The sequence below is a fragment of the Paraburkholderia atlantica genome (assembly GCF_000092885.1).
Taxonomy (GTDB): domain Bacteria; phylum Pseudomonadota; class Gammaproteobacteria; order Burkholderiales; family Burkholderiaceae; genus Paraburkholderia; species Paraburkholderia atlantica.
Window position 1 is genome coordinate 1,969,824 of sequence record NC_014118.1, and the last position, 16,293, is coordinate 1,986,116.

The 16,293-nt window shown below is 64.8% G+C and carries 17 protein-coding genes and 1 pseudogene; 7 read left to right on the top strand and 11 right to left on the bottom strand.

Features of this window, described 5'->3' with window-relative positions:
* Positions 1 to 23: 23 nt before the first annotated feature.
* Positions 24 to 791, bottom strand: coding sequence for a transporter substrate-binding domain-containing protein (locus BC1002_RS24890; protein ID WP_013092765.1), 768 nt, complete (start codon positions 789 to 791; stop codon positions 24 to 26).
* A gap of 114 nt (positions 792 to 905) precedes the next feature.
* On the opposite strand from BC1002_RS24890, the gene BC1002_RS24895 reads away from it, so the two are divergent.
* Complete coding sequence (locus BC1002_RS24895; RefSeq protein ID WP_013092766.1) at positions 906 to 1,826, top strand: LysR family transcriptional regulator; 921 nt, start codon at positions 906 to 908, stop codon at positions 1,824 to 1,826.
* Between the two features lie 10 nt (positions 1,827 to 1,836).
* On the opposite strand, the gene lysA is transcribed toward BC1002_RS24895, so the two are convergent.
* Positions 1,837 to 3,090 (bottom strand): diaminopimelate decarboxylase, encoded by a 1,254-nt coding sequence (gene lysA / locus BC1002_RS24900; protein WP_041735410.1) that lies wholly within the window; start codon positions 3,088 to 3,090, stop codon positions 1,837 to 1,839.
* Positions 3,091 to 3,213: 123 nt separating this feature from the next.
* Here lysA and BC1002_RS24905 point away from each other — a divergent pair, with 123 nt between their 5' ends.
* Together BC1002_RS24905 and BC1002_RS24910 are read left to right on the top strand one after the other, a co-directional pair.
* Entirely contained in the window at positions 3,214 to 4,152 is a 939-nt protein-coding gene (locus BC1002_RS24905; RefSeq protein WP_013092768.1) for a LysR family transcriptional regulator, read from the top strand.
* Between the two features lie 217 nt (positions 4,153 to 4,369).
* Positions 4,370 to 5,224 (top strand): oxidoreductase, encoded by an 855-nt coding sequence (locus BC1002_RS24910; protein WP_013092769.1) that lies wholly within the window; start codon positions 4,370 to 4,372, stop codon positions 5,222 to 5,224.
* Between the two features lie 33 nt (positions 5,225 to 5,257).
* On the opposite strand, the gene BC1002_RS36670 is transcribed toward BC1002_RS24910, so the two are convergent.
* From BC1002_RS36670 to BC1002_RS24945, 7 genes are all read right to left on the bottom strand, one after another.
* On the bottom strand, positions 5,258 to 5,692 hold the full coding sequence (locus tag BC1002_RS36670) for a rubredoxin (protein WP_013092770.1): 435 nt from the start codon (positions 5,690 to 5,692) through the stop codon (positions 5,258 to 5,260).
* A 71-nt stretch (positions 5,693 to 5,763) separates the two neighbouring features.
* Positions 5,764 to 5,889, bottom strand: a complete 126-nt coding sequence (locus tag BC1002_RS39415; protein WP_260185321.1) for a hypothetical protein — start codon at positions 5,887 to 5,889, stop codon at positions 5,764 to 5,766.
* Positions 5,890 to 6,125: 236 nt separating this feature from the next.
* Positions 6,126 to 7,316 (bottom strand): aromatic ring-hydroxylating oxygenase subunit alpha, encoded by a 1,191-nt coding sequence (locus BC1002_RS24925; RefSeq protein ID WP_013092771.1) that lies wholly within the window; start codon positions 7,314 to 7,316, stop codon positions 6,126 to 6,128.
* 216 nt (positions 7,317 to 7,532) lie between these two features.
* Entirely contained in the window at positions 7,533 to 8,984 is a 1,452-nt protein-coding gene (locus BC1002_RS24930) for a glycosyltransferase family 2 protein (protein WP_013092772.1), read from the bottom strand.
* 30 nt (positions 8,985 to 9,014) lie between these two features.
* Positions 9,015 to 9,614 (bottom strand): cytochrome b, encoded by a 600-nt coding sequence (locus tag BC1002_RS24935; RefSeq protein WP_013092773.1) that lies wholly within the window; start codon positions 9,612 to 9,614, stop codon positions 9,015 to 9,017.
* Positions 9,611 to 9,928 (bottom strand): hypothetical protein, encoded by a 318-nt coding sequence (locus tag BC1002_RS37935; protein ID WP_157874753.1) that lies wholly within the window; start codon positions 9,926 to 9,928, stop codon positions 9,611 to 9,613. The genes BC1002_RS24935 and BC1002_RS37935 overlap by 4 nt, the downstream gene beginning before the upstream one ends.
* A 21-nt stretch (positions 9,929 to 9,949) precedes the next feature.
* Positions 9,950 to 10,639 carry a TetR/AcrR family transcriptional regulator gene (locus BC1002_RS24945; protein ID WP_013092774.1) on the bottom strand — a complete coding sequence of 230 codons (690 nt, stop codon included), beginning with the start codon at positions 10,637 to 10,639 and terminating at the stop codon, positions 9,950 to 9,952.
* A 74-nt stretch (positions 10,640 to 10,713) separates the two neighbouring features.
* Here BC1002_RS24945 and BC1002_RS24950 point away from each other — a divergent pair, with 74 nt between their 5' ends.
* Positions 10,714 to 11,358 (top strand): glutathione binding-like protein, encoded by a 645-nt coding sequence (locus BC1002_RS24950; protein WP_013092775.1) that lies wholly within the window; start codon positions 10,714 to 10,716, stop codon positions 11,356 to 11,358.
* 9 nt (positions 11,359 to 11,367) lie between these two features.
* On the opposite strand, the pseudogene BC1002_RS39055 reads toward BC1002_RS24950, so the two are convergent.
* Positions 11,368 to 11,544, bottom strand: a pseudogene (locus tag BC1002_RS39055) (LysR family transcriptional regulator); the annotation flags it as partial.
* A gap of 191 nt (positions 11,545 to 11,735) precedes the next feature.
* On the opposite strand from BC1002_RS39055, the gene BC1002_RS24955 reads away from it, so the two are divergent.
* Both BC1002_RS24955 and BC1002_RS24960 read left to right on the top strand, forming a co-directional pair.
* Positions 11,736 to 12,998: a multidrug effflux MFS transporter gene (locus BC1002_RS24955; protein ID WP_041735191.1), complete on the top strand. Its 1,263-nt coding sequence runs from the start codon at positions 11,736 to 11,738 to the stop codon at positions 12,996 to 12,998.
* A 55-nt stretch (positions 12,999 to 13,053) separates the two neighbouring features.
* On the top strand, positions 13,054 to 14,454 hold the full coding sequence (locus BC1002_RS24960; RefSeq protein ID WP_013092777.1) for a DHA2 family efflux MFS transporter permease subunit: 1,401 nt from the start codon (positions 13,054 to 13,056) through the stop codon (positions 14,452 to 14,454).
* A gap of 32 nt (positions 14,455 to 14,486) precedes the next feature.
* Here the strand turns inward: BC1002_RS24960 and BC1002_RS24965 are convergent, their stop codons facing one another.
* A complete protein-coding gene (locus BC1002_RS24965) occupies positions 14,487 to 15,206 on the bottom strand; it encodes an SDR family oxidoreductase (protein ID WP_013092778.1) in 720 nt (239 codons plus the stop codon).
* An 82-nt stretch (positions 15,207 to 15,288) separates the two neighbouring features.
* Between BC1002_RS24965 and BC1002_RS24970 the strand changes: the two genes are divergently transcribed.
* Positions 15,289 to 16,239 (top strand): LysR family transcriptional regulator, encoded by a 951-nt coding sequence (locus BC1002_RS24970; RefSeq protein WP_013092779.1) that lies wholly within the window; start codon positions 15,289 to 15,291, stop codon positions 16,237 to 16,239.
* Positions 16,240 to 16,293 lie beyond the last annotated feature (54 nt).

The window sequence follows — 16,293 nt, forward strand, 5'->3', positions numbered from 1 at the left end:
TGAAGATAAGTGGGAAATCCGGATCAATTGCCGTACGGATCGAAGTCGAAGTACTTCTTCGCAATCTGCGCATACGTACCGTCCTCGCGCATCGACGCGATCGCCGCGTTGATCGATGCCTGCACCCCGGTTTCATCCTTGCGCAAGCCGATGCCGACGCCGCGATCGCCCATCGAAAGCGGCTCGCCGACAAACGCGAAGCCCTTGCCCGCGGGCGTGCGCAGGAAGCCGTAGTCGGCCTCGACGGTGCCGAGCAGCGCGCCGTCGAGCCGCCCGTTCCGCAGATCGGCGAACACCTCGTCCTGGCTCTTGTAGGCGACCACGTTCGCACCGAGCGGCGTCCAGTTCTTCAGCGCGTAACCCTCGAACTGCGTGCCCGACTGCACGCCGATCTGCTTGCCTGCCAGTCCGCTCGCCGTAGGCGCGAGCGATGAGCCTCGCCGCGCGATCAGCCGCGACTTGAACTGGAACAGCTTCGACGAAAACAGAATCTGCTGTTCACGCTTTTCGGTGATCGCCATCGACGACAGCACCGCGTCAATCTTGCGTGCCTGCAGCGCCGGAATCATGCCCGAAAACTCGAGTTCGACCCACTGGCAATGCGCGTGGATGCGCCGGCAAATCTCGTTGCCGAGATCGACGTCGAAGCCCTTCAGGCTGCCGTCGGGCGCCTTCGAGTCCATCGGTGGATAGGTCGGGTCGATGCCGAGGCGCAACGTATTGGCGTCGGCGGCGAACGCGCCGCTGCTGAAAGCCAGCGCGGCGCAGAGAATCATCAGCGGAGTTTTCATGGACGGCGACGGGGAGTGGATCAGGACAGCGTGATCGTAAGCTGCCGCCGCGCCTCAAAGAAGTCCCGTTCGGACTATCATGATCACTTTTCCCGATCACCAGACTCTGACGCCATGGCATTGACGATTTCGCAGCTGCGCGCGTTCACGGCGGTCGCCGAGCATGGCAGCATCCGCGCCGCGTCGCGCGCGCTCGGCATCGCGCAAAGCGGCATCACGCAGCAGTTGCAGAACCTCGAATCGATGCTCGGCGCGACGTTGTTCACGCGCACGAATCGCGGCATTGCGCTGACCGCGCTGGGCCAGCGGCTGCTGCAGCGGGCCGGCGCGATCCTCGGTGAATGCGAGCGTGCCGAGGATGACGTGCGGCAACTGCGCGGCGACTACGTCGGCGAGGTCACGTTCGGCATGACGACCGAGCCGCTCGTCGACGCGTTCGCGCCGGTGCTGATGGAATTTCGTGCGCGCTTCGGGCGCGTCGCCGTGCATCTGCGCACCGGCACTTCACGCATGATGATTTCGTGGATCCGCGAAGGCACGTTGGATTTCGCGGTCGCGCTCGTCTCGAAGCAGACCGATACCGCCGATCTGTCGGTCACACCGCTGTATCCGTCCGATCCGGTGATCGTGTGCCGGCGCGGTCATCCGAAGGCGCGCGCGAAGTCGCTCGCTGAGCTGTTCGATTGCACGTGGGTGACGACGCGCTCGCCGAATCTGACCGAGGAGCCGCACGTCAACCGCTTGAGCCATCTGTTCGACAGCCACGGGTTGCCGCCACCGAAGATCGTCGCGACCGTCGAGGGCCTTTACGAGACGCTGCATCTGGTGGGCGCGACAGATTGCCTGTCGCTCGAATCGTCGGTCATCACGAAGCGTGGGCCGTTCGCGGACGTGCTGACGACGATTCCGGTGCGCGAGCGCGCTTTGCAGCAGCACGTCTGTCTGCTGCAACGCGCGGCGATACCGCTGACGCCAGCCGCGCAGGAGTTCGCGACGATGATCGCGTCGTACACGCGCACGGTGCGGGCGCGTTGAGCGTTGAACGTCAATCCGCCGTTGCTTCGAGCGCGATCAATTCTTCGATGCGCTGCCTGCGCCGGATCAGCCGCGCATTGCCGCGCTCGATCAGCACCTCGGGAGCAAGCGGCCGGCTGTTGTAGTTAGATGACATCGACGCGCCGTACGCGCCCGCATCATGAAACACCAGCAGGTCGCCCACTTGAGGCGCGGGCATCGATCGGCTCGTCACGACACCGCCTTCCACCTGCGTGAACACGTCGCCGGCCTCGCACAATGGCCCCGCCACGCTGAACGAGCCGATCGGTGCATCGCTCGGCGTGCCGTCGCGCCTAAGCACGCTGATCTCGTGATGACTGCCGTAGAACGACGGCCGCACCAGGTCGTTGAAGCCCGCGTCGAGCAGCGCGAATTGCCGCGACGGCCGCCGGTTAAGCGCATGCACTTCGGCGATCAGCACGCCTGCCTGCGCGACCAGAAAGCGCCCCGGTTCGATTTCGAGCCGCACACGATGCCCGACCTGCGCCTCGATGCGCCGCCGCGCGTCGTCCCACAGCCGGAAATAATGCGCGGTATCGACGCTCGGCTCGCCATCGCGATACGGCACCGACAAACCACCGCCCGCGGAAATCGCCTCGATGTCCTGATCGAGTTGCGACACTGCATCGACCATCGCATCGCAAACTTTCGCGAGATGCGCGTAGTCGACACCGGAGCCGATATGCATGTGCAGACCGACGAGCTTCAGCCGATAGCGCCGCACCAGTTCGAGCGCGCGCGGCAGGTCATCGCGCCAGATACCGTGCTTGCTGTGCTCGCCGCCGGTGTTGGTCTTGCTGCTGTGGCCGTGACCGAAGCCGGGGTTGATCCGCAGCCACACGCGATGGCCTTCGCTCGCATGTCGTCCGAGCCGGTCGAGCATGTCGAGCGAGCCGGCGTTGACGGTGATCCGCTCTTCGAGCACGGTGGCCAGCGTCGCGTGGTCGAGCACGTCGGCGGTGAATACCACGCCTTCGGCTGCGTCGTGCGACGCAGGTTGCGCCGTGAACCCCGCCGCAAAACTGCGCGCGAGTTCGCCCAACGAGACAGCGTCGACCATCACGCCTTCGTCGCGCATCAGCTTCAGGATGTGCACGTTCGAGCAGGCCTTATGCGCGTAGCGGATCGTGTCGAAGCTGCGCAACTGTGCGATGCGCTGGCGGATCGTGTCGGCGTCATAGACCCATAGCGGCGTGCCGTGCTGGCGCGCGAGGTCGGCGAGTTGATGGGGGTTGAATGGCATCATGAACGGTTGCATGTCGAGGCATTGTGAAAGCATTAGCCGACATGATGAGCCGCGGCGAGCATTCAGTAAAATACCAATCTATCGCCGATCTATTCACTTCTGATATAGCCCCGACCCACCATGGCGCTCACGCACCGACACATCGAAATCTTCCGCGCACTGATGACGGCCGGCAGCGTCACCAGGGCAGCCGAGTTGCTGTTCACGTCGCAGCCCACCGTGAGCCGCGAATTGGCGCGCATGGAACAGAGCATCGGCTTCGCGTTGTTCGAGCGCGTGCAGGGCCGGCTGCGTCCCACGCAATCCGCGCTGACGCTGTTCGACGAGATTCAGCGCGCGTATGTCGGGCTCGAACGCGTCGCGTCGACAGCGGCCGCGCTGCGCGAATTCAAGGGCGGCCAGTTGTCTGTCATCGCGCTGCCGGTGTTTTCGCATTCGATCCTGCCGGGCGCCGTCAAACGCTTTCACGATGCGCAGCCGGGCGTCAACGTATCGATCGCAACGCAGGAGTCGCCGTTTCTCGAAGAATGGCTGACCGCGCAGCGCTACGACCTCGGCCTCACCGAACACGACGCGCCGCCGCCCGGCACGCGGCTCACGCCGCTGATCGCCGTCGATGAAGTGTGCGTGCTGCCCGATGCTCACCCGCTGCTCGCGAAACGTGTGATCGCATTGAAAGACTTCGCGGATCAGGCGTGCATCAGCCTGTCCGCGAACGATCCCTACCGGCTGCAGATCGACGAAGCATTCGCGCGGGCTGGCATTGCGCGCCGCCTGTTGTTCGAAACGCCGACTGCGGTATCCGTGTGCAGCTTCGTGCGGCAGGGGCTCGGCATCGCGATCGTCAATCCGCTGACTGCGCTCGATTTCGCGGGTCGCAATCTGCATATCCGGCCGCTCGCGTTATCGCTGCCGTTTCGCGTCAGCGTGATCCGCCCCGAGCACCGGCCCGCGCATCCGCTCGCGGACGCATTCGTCGGCGCGCTGCAAAGCGAAGCCGCCGCGCTGCGACTACAATTGAAGCGCCACACCAGCCCCGCGCGGTCATCGCAGTCATAGCAGTCACGGCGGCGCCCGTCCTCATCACCCGGCGAATCCGCGCAGCAGCACGCGCGCTCGCGCGGGGCCACCGCCCGAACCGTCCGCCGCGCGTACCGGGCACGCTTCAAGCTGACATCACCCCGCATACCGATTACCGACGCGCCGCGCATTCGCGCCGCACCGGCGCGCCGTTTTCGAGTCTTCACGTCATAGACCCTCAACAGGAGTGTTCCCCATGATGAATCGAGACAATCCCGTCTGGCTGATCACAGGCTGTTCCACCGGCTTCGGCCGCGAGCTCGCGAAGCTCGTGCTCGGACGCGGCTGGCGCGCGGTCGTCACCGCGCGCGATGCATCGAAAGTGAAGGACATCGCCGAGGGGCACGGCGAGCGCGCGCTGGTGCTGCCGCTCGACGTGACCAATCGCGCGCAGATCGAAACCGTGGTCGCGCAGGCGAAGCGCCATTTCGGCCGCATCGACGCGCTCGTCAACAACGCGGGCTACGGCTATCTGGCCGCGATCGAGGAAGGCGACGACAGCGAAGTCCGCGCGATGTTCGAGACCAACGTGTTCGGTCTCATCGACATCACGAAGGCCGTGCTACCGATCATGCGCGAGCAGCGCAGCGGTTTGATCGTCAACGTGTCGTCGATCGGCGGCATTACGAGTTTCGCGGCGACCGGCTTTTATCATGCGACCAAGTACGCGGTCGAGGGACTGTCGGAGTCGCTCGCGCTGGAAGTGAAGCCGCTCGGCATCGGCGTGCTGATCGTCGAGCCGGGGCCGTTCCGCACCAACTGGGCGGGTCCGTCGATCAAGCAGTCGGCGACGCTGATCGACGACTACGCGTCGACCGCCGGCGCACGCCGCAAGCAGACCGAAGCGCGCAGCGGCAACCAGGCCGGCGACCCGGTGCGCGCCGCGCAGGCGATCATCGATGCGGCGTTGTCGGACACGCCGCCGCTGCGTTTGCTGCTCGGCAAGGCCGCGCTCGATCTCGCGTACAAGAAGCTCGACTTCATGCGCGGCGATTTCGATAGCTGGCGAGCGACGACCGAGGGCGCGGACTATCCCGAAGGAACGGCGTAGCGCAGGTTGATCAGGCGAGCCTCGGCCCGCCCGTTAAAACTCCACCAGCGCAAAATCGTCCTTGCCCACATCGCACAGCGGGCAGCGCCAGTCGGCCGGCACATCGGCCCAGCGCGTGCCCGGCGCGATGCCCTCTTCCGGCACGCCGGCGGCTTCGTCGTAGACCCAGCCGCAGATCACGCAGACCCATTGCTTGAACTCGACGGCCGCGGCGGCGTTCGCGGCCGACGGCGCATCGGGCGTAGCGGTCGAGGCGGCATCCGCCGCGGTCGTGCGCGCCGTCGCATCGAGGCTCACGACGAGCGGCGCGACCGTGCCGCTGCCGGTTCCCGCGAGCCGCGCCTGCAGGCTGTCGAGCAGGCGTTGCGCTTCGTCGTGGGTCAGATCGATCCAGTACGGATCGCCGGCGCCGTCGTTGAGCCGCTCGGGGGAAAACTGGATTTCTACGGCTACGCCCTTCTTGTACATGGCAATCGGAATCTCGAGAAAGCCGGCGACGCGCGCCGGCGTAAGGGTGCCCGCGCGACGCGGGCGCTGCTTCAGTGCGTCTGTACCAGCAGATTCAGCGCGTACGAGGCGATCACACCAGCGGCGCCGATCAGGCCAAGCAGTTGCAGCAGAGTGAGGGATTTACGGGAAGTGGTGGGGGTTTGTTGCGTGGTCACGAGCGAGTCTTGAAGTTCGGAAAAAGCGCAATGGTACACGGGTGCGGGTGCGACGAATGTCGATTGGCGCAAACTCGCGAGCAATAACAGTACCGTGCGACATTATCGCCGCTTGCGCGCCGCGCATTGTCTACCGAGGGGAGATGGATTAATTCCCAGCGAGGCAGAAAGCCGTGGCGGGACGACTTGCGCGGGGCCGGCGAACCCACCCGCACCCGCACCGCGCCGCGCTGCGCTCAGGTCTTCGCGAGCGGATTGCCGTGACGTGAATCCCAGAAGCGGATTACCGACGTGTCGCCAGTGCCCGCGCCTACCACCCGGTCCGGCGCGCCGCACTCGCGCAGCAGCGCGCGCAAATCGTTGATGACCGGGAACACCTCGTGGTTCCAGTCGGCTCCCTGCGAATCGTGGGCACGCTGCTCCGCCTCGACGATCTCGCGATCCTCCTTGAAAATGCGCTCGGTGAACCACACCAGCAACGGCCATGCGAGATTCATCACGCCCGGAATGCCGGGCTTGCGGATCGACAGCAGCCCGAACGTACGATTGGTGCGCTGCTCGCGATCGAGCGGCACGTAGACGATCCACAGGTCCATCACCAGCGTCTTCTCGTTGTTGCGGATTTGCAGGGTCTGGTACGGGTATTCGGTGCGGATCGTCATCACGTCTTTGTGGTTGAAGCCACCGGTCTTACGCCTCTCGCCGAACACCATCGCCTCGCCCAGTGGCTGCTGGCCCGCCATCCGCGCGAACGTATAGTCGATCTCGACCCAGCCTTCGCCGCGCCGCCGCCCGAGCGACCGCGCGCGCATTTGCCCCATCTGGCGTCGATGCAGGAACTGATGATTCATGTCCATCAGGTTCTCGTGCATGAACGAATAGTGACATTTGACCGGACGGCCGAAGCGGCGCGTCTTGTACTTCGGGTCGGATACCGAGCGAAAGCCCGGCAGCGGCCGTTCCTCGGCGAGCGCGGCATCGCCGGGAAACACGAAGACCAGTCCCTCCACTTCCTGACACGGATACGAGCGCACGCCGTTCGGCAGACGCTCGCGGCCCAGGTACGGCACGTCGATGCAGGTGCCCGAGCAGTCGTAGGTCCAGCCGTGATAGCCGCAGCGAATCGATTCACCGTCGACCACGCCCTGATGCAGCGGCACCTGCCGATGCGCGCAGCGATCTTCCAACGCGAAGACCTTGCCGCTCTCGGTGCGCGCGAGCACGATCGGATCGCCGGCGAAGGTGACGCCGAGCGTCTTGCCGCGCTTCACTTCATGCGACCACGCGAGCGGGTACCAGTAATCGGGATGAATGGCGACGCGGCGCAGATCACGCACCGGCGCGTCGCGAGTGGCTTGAGCAGGCGCGGCGGCAAGCGCGGCGCCGGCGATTTCCTGTTCCTGTTCTAGCGGGGGAACTGCATGCATAGGTCAAGCCTCCGTGCACGAGCGGATAGAAGGTAGCCGCGCTGCATGGCAGTGCGGCATCTTCATCAGTCTACTTGATGCAGCCGCCGCATGGCACTGTCGCGGGCATGCTCGATGCGTCGCAGCACACATGGCGCATCAGCGTGAAGGATCTACCTTTACCACACCCGCCCTTCGGAAACATTGACTTAGGTTATGCGCTGTCCATCCACCTGCTCACTCCTCGTCGCCGGCGACGAGCCCGGAGCGCCGTTGCACGCCCCATGCGCGGCCACCGCGCAAAAAGTGCAGCCAGCCGAGCGCGGCGCCCAGATGACGCGCGAGCTGGAACGTGAACGGCTCGGCGACGGCCGCGAGCATCGCCATGCCGAGGCTGTTGCCGCTGCGCTCGCCGGTCCAGCGCCGGTACAGATGAATGCTCCATAGGTAAAACGCCAGATCGATCGCCGTTTTCAGACCGATCACGCTGAAGATCGACACGACGATCGCGCTATGTCCGCCGAATAGAAACCCGAGTAGCAATGCGAATGCCGTGAGGCCGTAGATCGGCTGCATCGTGTCGACCGCCTTGACCGGCAGCATCAGCATGCCGAGCGTGCCGTAGCGCGGATTGCCGGTCATGTCGCGGTTCCAGTACTGCGTCTGCAGGAAGCCCGCGAACCAGCGGCGGCGCTGGCGCAGAAAGCTTGCGAGGGTGTCGGGCGCATCGGTGCGCGCATGCGCTTCGCCGACCACGCGCACGTCCCAGCCGAGTTCGTGATCGACCGAATAGCGGCGCAGCCGGTGAATCAGCTCGTAGTCCTCGACCAGACATTCCGGATCGAAGCCGCCGACCGCGATCAGCGCATCGCGCCGGAACGACGCGAATGCGCCCGAGATCAGCAGCAGGCTGTCCGCGCGCATCCACGCGAAACGCGCGATGAAGTTGCGCATGTACTCATAGGTCTGGAACCACTGGAACACGCGGCCCGACAACGACTTGCCGCAGACTGGCACGAGAATGCCCGCTGCCGCGACGAGCGACGGTTCGCTCGCGAACGCGGCGCGCATCGCGTAGGTGGCGTCGTCGTCGAGCAGCGTGTCGGCGTCGACCGTCATCACGGTGTCGGTCGTCATCACGGTGATCGCGGCGTTCAGCGCGCGTGCCTTGCCCCCGTGCGGCACGCGCAGCCAGAACAGGTTCGGGTGCAGCGAGCTCGGCGCGCTCAGCACGCCTTCGGCTGCGGGCGTGAGGCCGAAGCGTTGCGTGAGCAGGTCGGCGGTGGCGTCGGTGGAGCCGTCGTCGGCGATCACGATCTGCGCCGGGCCGTGCGTTTGCCGCAGCAGCGCGGCGAGCGTGACCGGCAACACGGCCGCCTCGTTATGCGACGCGACGATGACACCCATGCCCGGCAATTCGCGCCGTTCGTAGTCGGCTTCGAGCGGCGCTGCGCGGCGCGTGAGCGGCAACGATTTCCACGTGACGAACGCGAGCAGCAACGTGTCGTAGACGACATATGCAATCCCGGTCGACCACGCGAGCGCACCGCGCAGAAAGAACGCGCGCGCGAACAGCAGTGCCCACAGCACGACGACGCCGGAATGGATCAGCGCGCTCCATAGCGTGGCGCGACGCGGCAGGATGCGTGGTGACGCGACCGCGAGTGCCTGTTCGAGGGTCTTCTTCAAAGCGAATATTTCAGATTGGGGCTGGTAGCGTCACGGCTTCATGCGTTTCAACACCGATTTGCGATCGAGCCATTCGTGCTTGAGCGCGCCGCCGATATGCATCGCGAGCAACGCATAAAGCGTATAGCCGAGCCACGTGTGCAGCGCGCCGAAGCGATCGTGCAACGTCTCTTTCAGTGTCGGGTCGAGGTGCATCACATAGCCGATGCGCGGCCACTGGAACAGGCCGAACCACTGCATCGGATGCGTGGCCGCGTCTTTCCACGCGGAATCGTGCAGCCATCCGGACAGCGGCAACGCAATCATCAGCAAATACAGCGCGAAGTGCGCGAGGTGCGCGGCAATCTTTTCCCACGACGGAAACTCGCGCGGCAACGGCGGCGGCTTGTGCGACACGCGCCACAGAATGCGCAGCACCGCGAGCCCGAGCACCGTGATGCCGATCGATTTGTGCGTGTCGATCACCGGACGCACCCAGTCGTCGGGCAGAGAATCCGCGGACAAAGCGAGCACGACGTTGACGATCATCAGCAACGCGATCAACCAGTGCAATGTCATCGCGGTGCGCGTGTAACGCGGCGCGTGAGTTGCATCGGTCGAATCGGTCAGGGAATTCGCGTGGGTGTTCATAGGGTTCCGTTCACGAAGGCGATGGATGCTGCGAAAGCTGTTTTAAAAATCGACGCTACCGGTATCAAGCAAACGCCCAAGTTTGCCGTCTTATTCCGCAAAGCGCTTAACGTGCATGTTTCAGTTTGTTTCGGGCCGAGCCACGACTCGCGTGGCTCGGCACCACGAAGATGCCGCGCCGCGCGGAGAACGTCGGCACCGCCCGTGTCGTGCTGACGCTGGCGGATCTCGCTGGCATCGAGACGGCGCTCGAGCAGATCAAGGTGGCGGGCGATCGCTATTCGGCGCAGCGCCAGCGGTTCATCAACCGCCAAGCGGTGTGCCGTCGCGGTGCTTCAGCTTTTGAACTTGTGCCGAGTCTTGTTCGGCGTTTTGCTTGATGGTTTGCCTGGCTTTTTGCCCGGCGCCCCGCAGATCAGCGCGACGCCAGCCTGCGCGGTCGCGCGCAGCGACTCGCGCGAGTCGCCCGCGCGCGAGCGAAGCGCGAGAGTATGCAGAATCGCCGATGCGACTTTGGCGAGCAGCGCGGGACTCGCGGTCGCATCCAGTTCGCCTTGGGCTTGCGCGCGTTCGAACCGTCGCTCGAACTCGGCATCGAACGTGGCAAGACCGTGCGCGAGCTTGTCACGTACTTGCGCATCCGCTCTCGACTCCACCGCCGCCGTGCCGATCAGAAAGCACCCGCGCGCCACCTCGCCCTGTGGAAAGTAGAGCGCGAGCGAGCCTTCGTACACGGCCAGCAACGCCTCGGCGAGCGGCCGGTCACCATGCAGCGCGGCTTGCATCGCATCGCGGCCAAACGCGATGTAGCGATCGAGCGTATCGAGATACAGCGCATGCTTATCGCCGAAAGCGCCGTACAGACTCGGCCGGTTCATGCCGGTCGCCTCACTCAACGCGTCGAGCGACGTGCCCGAGTAGCCGCCATGCCAGAACGCGTCGCGCGCATCGTTCAGGGCCTGCTGCGAATCGTAGTTGCGCGGCCGTCCTCGCGAGCGTTTTCCAGATTTTGTACCGGTATGCATAAAATTCTCTGGCGTCATCGATTTTTGTTCACTATAGTACAAAAATACCTTCACCGACGACTGGAGACATCAGCATGGAGCTTTATTTTTCGCCGCTCGCGTGTTCGCTCGCCACGCGCATTTCGCTCTACGAGGCGGGCGCCGATGCGCGCTTCATCGAAGTCGACACGAAATCGAAGCGGCTGCGCGACGGCTCCGATTTCTATCCGATCAATCCGCTAGGCCAGGTCCCCGTGCTTCGCACCAACGACGGTTGGCTGCTGCGGGAAAACACCGCGATCCTGCCTTACGTCGCCGACGCCTTTCCGGCAGCCGCGCTGGCGCCGCTGCCCGGCACGGCGGAACGCGCGAAACTGCAGGAGTGGCTTGGGTTCATCAGCACGGAACTGCATAAGGGGGTGTTCGTGCCGCTGCTCGATCCGCACGCGCCCGCCGACGTTCTTAGCTATACACACAAGAGGGTGGCGTTGCGACTGGATCTGCTGGAGCAGCATTTGCACGGACGCGAGTTTTTGCTGGAACGGTTTTCCGTCGCGGATGCTTATCTGGTCACTGTGTTGAACTGGGCGCGCTACAGCGGCGTCGAGCTTTCGCAGTGGCCATCCGTGCAGCAGTACTTCGAACGCATCGCGCGTAGGGCATCCGTTGCAAAGGCGATGGCGGAGGAGTACGTGCTGTATGGCGAGGAGCAGGACAGACGCAACGCCGCGGCAACGTAGGCTTGCTCACTAGCTCAACCGCAAACTCCGCAATACGTCGAGCACATACTGAGTCGGACGCTCCACCGGACCCGCGCGATAGGCCAAACCCAGCTGCCGCCATAACGCCGGGCGCAGCGGACGTGTGACGATGCGCGCGTCGGCCGTTGAGCGGCCCGCTTCCTGCAGCAGCAGCGCGGCGCCGTATCATGGTTCAGCGCGGTAGGGCAGCATCCCACGCCAAGCCGCGCCATCCCACACCCCCGCCAGGGAATATCCCACTTCCTGCCATACCACGGGCACAATACGCGGCGATAATGCCGGGGCGTCACGTCCTTTCCGTTCGACATTCGAACGCGCCGATGCCCGCGCCGCCAGAGTTCCCTTTCGATGCACCCATGAGCCACGCTACCGCCGACCACCCCACCTCCGCCGACTCCGCCCCGAACTCGCCGCGCTTCCTGTTATTCCTGATCTGCCTGTTCGCATCCGCCGGACAGCTCGCCATCGACATCTACGTGCCCGCGCTGCCCGCGATGGCGCACTACTTCGGCACTTCGCCGCAAGCGATCCAGACCAGCGTCACCGGCTACATGGCCGCCTACGCGTTCGGCCAGCTGGTCTTCGGTCCGATCGCCGACGCGTATGGCCGCAAGCGCGTGCTCGCGTTCGGCCTGACCGTCTACACGGTCGGCTGTCTGCTGTCGCTCGCGGCGCCGAATCTCGAGACGTTCATCCTCGCCCGTGCGTTGCAGGGCTTCGGCATCGCAAGCACGAACCTGCTCGCGAAGGCGATCATCACCGATTCGTTCGCGGGTCAGGCGTTGCTGCATGCGTTCACGTACATGTCGATCGCGTGGGGGCTGGCGCCGATCGTCGCGCCTGTGATCGGCGCGCATCTGCAGACGGCGTTCGGCTGGCGCGCGTGCCTCGTGTTCCTGCTGATCTATTCGCTGGTGATGTGGGCGCTGTTGTGGCGCTATCGCGAGACCTTGCCCAAGCCCGTGCATCTCGAACCGCGCACGCTGACCGCGAACGCGCGCAAGGTACTCGCGAGCCCCGTGTTCCAAAGCTGCTTTCTCGCGCAGGGTCTGTGCTACAGCATCCTGCTCGTGTTCAACATCGTCGGGCCGTTCATGGTGCAGACCACGCTGCACAAGCCGCCGACTTTCTTCGGCTATCTCGCGCTCGGCATCGGCATGATGTACTTTCTCGGCGGCCTGTCGAATCGGCTGCACGGTCCGCGTCTGCCGAGCGCCGAGCAGCGGCTGCGCATCGGCGCGCGGCTGATGGCCGCCGCTTCGGTTGTGATGCTGCTGCTCGCGCTGACGGTCGGTCTGCGCGTGTGGACGCTCGCGACGCCCGTGCTCGTGATGGGCTTCTGCGCCGGCGCGATGTATCCGACGCTGATGGCGAAGGGCAACTCGCTGTTCCCGCACATAGCGGGTCTGACGAGCGCGATTCTCGGCTGCGCGCTGCTGCTGGTGTCGTCGGCGATGATGGGGCTGGCCGGCTTCGTGTCGGTGCAGGTGCTCACGCCGCTCGCGCTGTTCTTCGTGGTCCTCGCGTTCGTCGTCGTCGCGATGGTGACGAAGCTGCTCCGCCATCTCGAGCAGTCACAGCTTGCGGCCGCGACGACCGCGCGCGGCAACGCAGCGTGAGCCGGTACATGAGCTTGATCCAGCGCCACACCAATACCTGCACACGCGAGGACCGATGAGCGGCATGCGCGAGCACGTCTCCGCGTCCGCTTCCGAGCGGATCGATCCGACCGTGTGGAAGGTCGCCGCGGTCGTGTCGATCGGTTCGTTCATGTCGCAGATGGACTCGACGCTGGTCAACGTGTCGCTGTCGACGATCGGCCATACGCTCGATACGTCGATCGCCACCGCGCAGTGGATCGTCAGCGGCTACCTGCTCGCGATGGCGTTGATGTTGCCGCTCAACGGCTGGCTGGTCGACCGCATCGGCGCGAAGCGGCTGTACCTGTTCTGCTTTTCGACGTTCACGATAGCGTCGATGCTGTGCGGGGCGGCGCAGACGATCGGCGAGCTGATCGGCGCGCGCATCTTCCAGGGCCTCGTTGCCGGTGTGCTCGTGCCGATGGCGCAGATGATGATCGGACGAGTGGCCGGCAGGAACCTCGAGCGCGTGATGGGCTTCGCCGCGCTACCCATTCTGCTCGGGCCGATTCTCGGCCCGGTGTTGGCCGGGCTCGTCCTCGCGCACGCGAGTTGGCCATGGCTGTTCTTCATCAATGTTCCGGTGGGCGCTGTCGGCATCGCGATGGCGGTGTTGCTGCTGCCGCGCGATGCCCCTGCGTCGCAGAAGCGGCCGTTCGATTTCACCGGCTTTGCGTTGATCTCCCCCGGGCTCGTCGCACTGGTCTATGGACTTCAGAACACGTCGCGCGCGGCGGGCCTCGCGTGGCTGCTTGCGGGCGTCGTGTTTCTCGCCGGGTTCGTGCTGTACGCGTTGCGCAAAGGCAATGCCGTGTTGATCGACGTGCACATGTTTGCAACACGTACGTTCTCAGTCGCGGCACTCGCGCAGTTCTCCGCGAACGGGATCATGTATGGGCGACAGCTTGCCGTGCCGCTTTTTCTGATCGCGGGCTGCGGTTTGTCGGCTGCGCACGCGGGCGGTCTGCTCGCGGCTACCGGCATCGGCATGATGTGCTCGTTCCCGCCGATCGGCTGGTTGACCGAGCGGCTCGGTTGCCGCGCGCTCGCGGCGGGCGGCGCATTGCTGGCGTTTCTGAGCACGCTCGTGTTTCTATGGATGAGCATTGCTTCGTTCTCCGCCGGATGGGCCGCTGTCAGTCTGTTCCTTGCGGGTGTCGGTCAGGGGACGATCAGCGTGCCGTCGATCTCGGCCGCGTATTCGTCGATCGCGAAAGAACGGCTCGCGGTCGCGAATACGGCGTTGAACATCGCGCAGAGAGTGGGTGGTCCGTTCGCCACGACGCTGCTCTCGATGGCGATCGCGCTGACACAGCACGGTGCTTCGGATGTACAGCCCAGCCGATTTTTGCCGATGTTCGTGCTGCTGGCCGGGCTGCATTTGCTGTGCTTCACAGCGACGATGTTTCTGCCGGTTCGGGTTCGGAGGGTGTAGAACGCCTGAGCGCACATTCTTGCACCCGGACTTCACAGTAGTCGCAAGCCCCCATCACACTCGATCACCGCCCCCGTCATAAACGTGTTTTCCAGCAGAAACTGCAGCGCGTGCGCGACATCGTCGGCCCGGCCGACGCGCCGCACCGGTAACGTTTCGCTTTGCTGCCGGAATACCTCGCTTTTCACGCTTGCAGGAAATCTGTCCCACCACGGCGTATCGATCACACCCGGCGACACCGCGTTCACCCGCAGCGGCGCCAACTCGCGTGCCAGCGTGCCGATCATGCTTTCGAGTGCGCCGTTGATCGCGCCCAGACCCGCCGTGCCCGGATTCGCGATGCGCGCCGAAATCGCGGTCAGAAACGTCAAGCTGCCGTCGCGACGCAGCGTGGGCAGTGCGGTTTGCGCCGCTTCGAGCTGCGGCCAGAACTTGGCCTCGAAGCCGCGCCGCAGCGCGGCCAGATCAAGCTCGGCAAAGGGACCCGCGCCTTCGCCGCCCGACAGCGTGATCACCAGGTGATCGATGCGGCCGAGGCCGCCGAAGAAGCTTTGCAGCGCCGCGCGATCGGTGCAGTCGAGCGCCTCGCCCGTTACCTGTCCACCGATGCCGCTCAGTGCATCGTCCAGCCTGGCGCGGTCGCGCCCCACCGCGACGACGCTCGCGCCGGTCGCCGCGAGCCGCTTCACCGTCGCGAGCCCAACGCCCGACGACCCACCCAGCACCACGACCTTCTGATTTTGCCAGTCCATTTCATTGCTCCTGAGAGTGAACGGAAGACCCCGTGGAAGTAGAATGCGCGGTGCGTGCCCATCAATCAAATCGTTTAATGTCATGGCCAACATCATTGAAAATGATTTTCGGCGCTTCGACCTGAACCTGCTGGTGACCTTCCGCGCGCTGCTGGAAGAGCGCAGCGTCACGCGTGCGGCGCAGCGGCTGTTGCTCGGGCAACCGGCCGTCAGCGGCGCGCTGAAGCGCCTGCGCGAGACCTTCGGCGACGAGCTGTTCGTGCGCACGCCGCAAGGCATGACGCCGACGCCGCGCGCGCTCGAACTCGCGCGGCAGATCGAGCCATTCCTGCAATCGCTGCATCAGGCGCTCACGCAGCCATCCGTGTTCGATCCGGCCAGCGCGCAGCGGGTGTTTCGCATCGGCCTCAGCGACTCGCTGGAACTGCTGCTGATGCCCGAGATCATGGCGCGCCTCGCCGCAGCAGCACCTGGCGTCAAGCTGATCGCGCGCTCCACCGATTCGACGCGCGCCGCCGCGATGCTCGACGATGGCGCGATCGAACTCGCGGTTGGCGTGTTCCGCGAGTGCGTGCCGTGGCAGCGACTCATGCCGCTGTTTTCATGGCGCTTCGTGAGCGTCTACAACCCGCAGCTCGTCAGGACGCGCCGCAAGCATTTGTCGATGGACGAGTTTCTGCGCCACCGCCATGTGCTGACTTCGTTCAGCGCCGAGCTGCGCGGCTTTATCGATGAACGACTCGAGTTGCAGGGACTCAACCGCGAAGTCGTGTTTTCGAGTTCGAACTTCGCGACCAGTCCATTCATCGTGCAACGCACGGCGGCGATCGCGACGGTGCCGGAGTTCATCGGCCGAGTCTGGCGCGATACGCTCGGTCTCGCGCTCAGTCCATTGCCATTCGAGGTGCCGGGCTACGAAGTTTCGTTGATGTGGGCCGCGGCGCACGATCAGGACCCGGCGCTCGCGTGGTTAAAGCGCGAGTTCGCGGATGCGTTCGGCACGGCTGACAGCACTGCGCGTGCGGCGCGCTGACAGCGACGTGTGCTACGGTTCATAAGCGTCACATTGCGTTGCGTTTCGCTTCAC

Bases quoted from the DNA above. Each gene is read 5' to 3' on its own strand.
- BC1002_RS24890 (WP_013092765.1), bottom strand. From the start codon at position 791: ATGAAAACTCCGCTGATGATTCTCTGCGCCGCGCTGGCTTTCAGCAGC.
- BC1002_RS24895 (WP_013092766.1), top strand. From the start codon at position 906: ATGGCATTGACGATTTCGCAGCTGCGCGCGTTCACGGCGGTCGCCGAG.
- lysA (WP_041735410.1), bottom strand. From the start codon at position 3,090: ATGCCATTCAACCCCCATCAACTCGCCGACCTCGCGCGCCAGCACGGC.
- BC1002_RS24905 (WP_013092768.1), top strand. From the start codon at position 3,214: ATGGCGCTCACGCACCGACACATCGAAATCTTCCGCGCACTGATGACG.
- BC1002_RS24910 (WP_013092769.1), top strand. From the start codon at position 4,370: ATGATGAATCGAGACAATCCCGTCTGGCTGATCACAGGCTGTTCCACC.
- BC1002_RS36670 (WP_013092770.1), bottom strand. From the start codon at position 5,692: ATGTACAAGAAGGGCGTAGCCGTAGAAATCCAGTTTTCCCCCGAGCGG.
- BC1002_RS24925 (WP_013092771.1), bottom strand. From the start codon at position 7,316: ATGCATGCAGTTCCCCCGCTAGAACAGGAACAGGAAATCGCCGGCGCC.
- BC1002_RS24935 (WP_013092773.1), bottom strand. From the start codon at position 9,614: ATGAACACCCACGCGAATTCCCTGACCGATTCGACCGATGCAACTCAC.
- BC1002_RS24945 (WP_013092774.1), bottom strand. From the start codon at position 10,639: ATGCATACCGGTACAAAATCTGGAAAACGCTCGCGAGGACGGCCGCGC.
- BC1002_RS24950 (WP_013092775.1), top strand. From the start codon at position 10,714: ATGGAGCTTTATTTTTCGCCGCTCGCGTGTTCGCTCGCCACGCGCATT.
- BC1002_RS24955 (WP_041735191.1), top strand. From the start codon at position 11,736: ATGAGCCACGCTACCGCCGACCACCCCACCTCCGCCGACTCCGCCCCG.
- BC1002_RS24960 (WP_013092777.1), top strand. From the start codon at position 13,054: ATGAGCGGCATGCGCGAGCACGTCTCCGCGTCCGCTTCCGAGCGGATC.
- BC1002_RS24965 (WP_013092778.1), bottom strand. From the start codon at position 15,206: ATGGACTGGCAAAATCAGAAGGTCGTGGTGCTGGGTGGGTCGTCGGGC.
- BC1002_RS24970 (WP_013092779.1), top strand. From the start codon at position 15,289: ATGGCCAACATCATTGAAAATGATTTTCGGCGCTTCGACCTGAACCTG.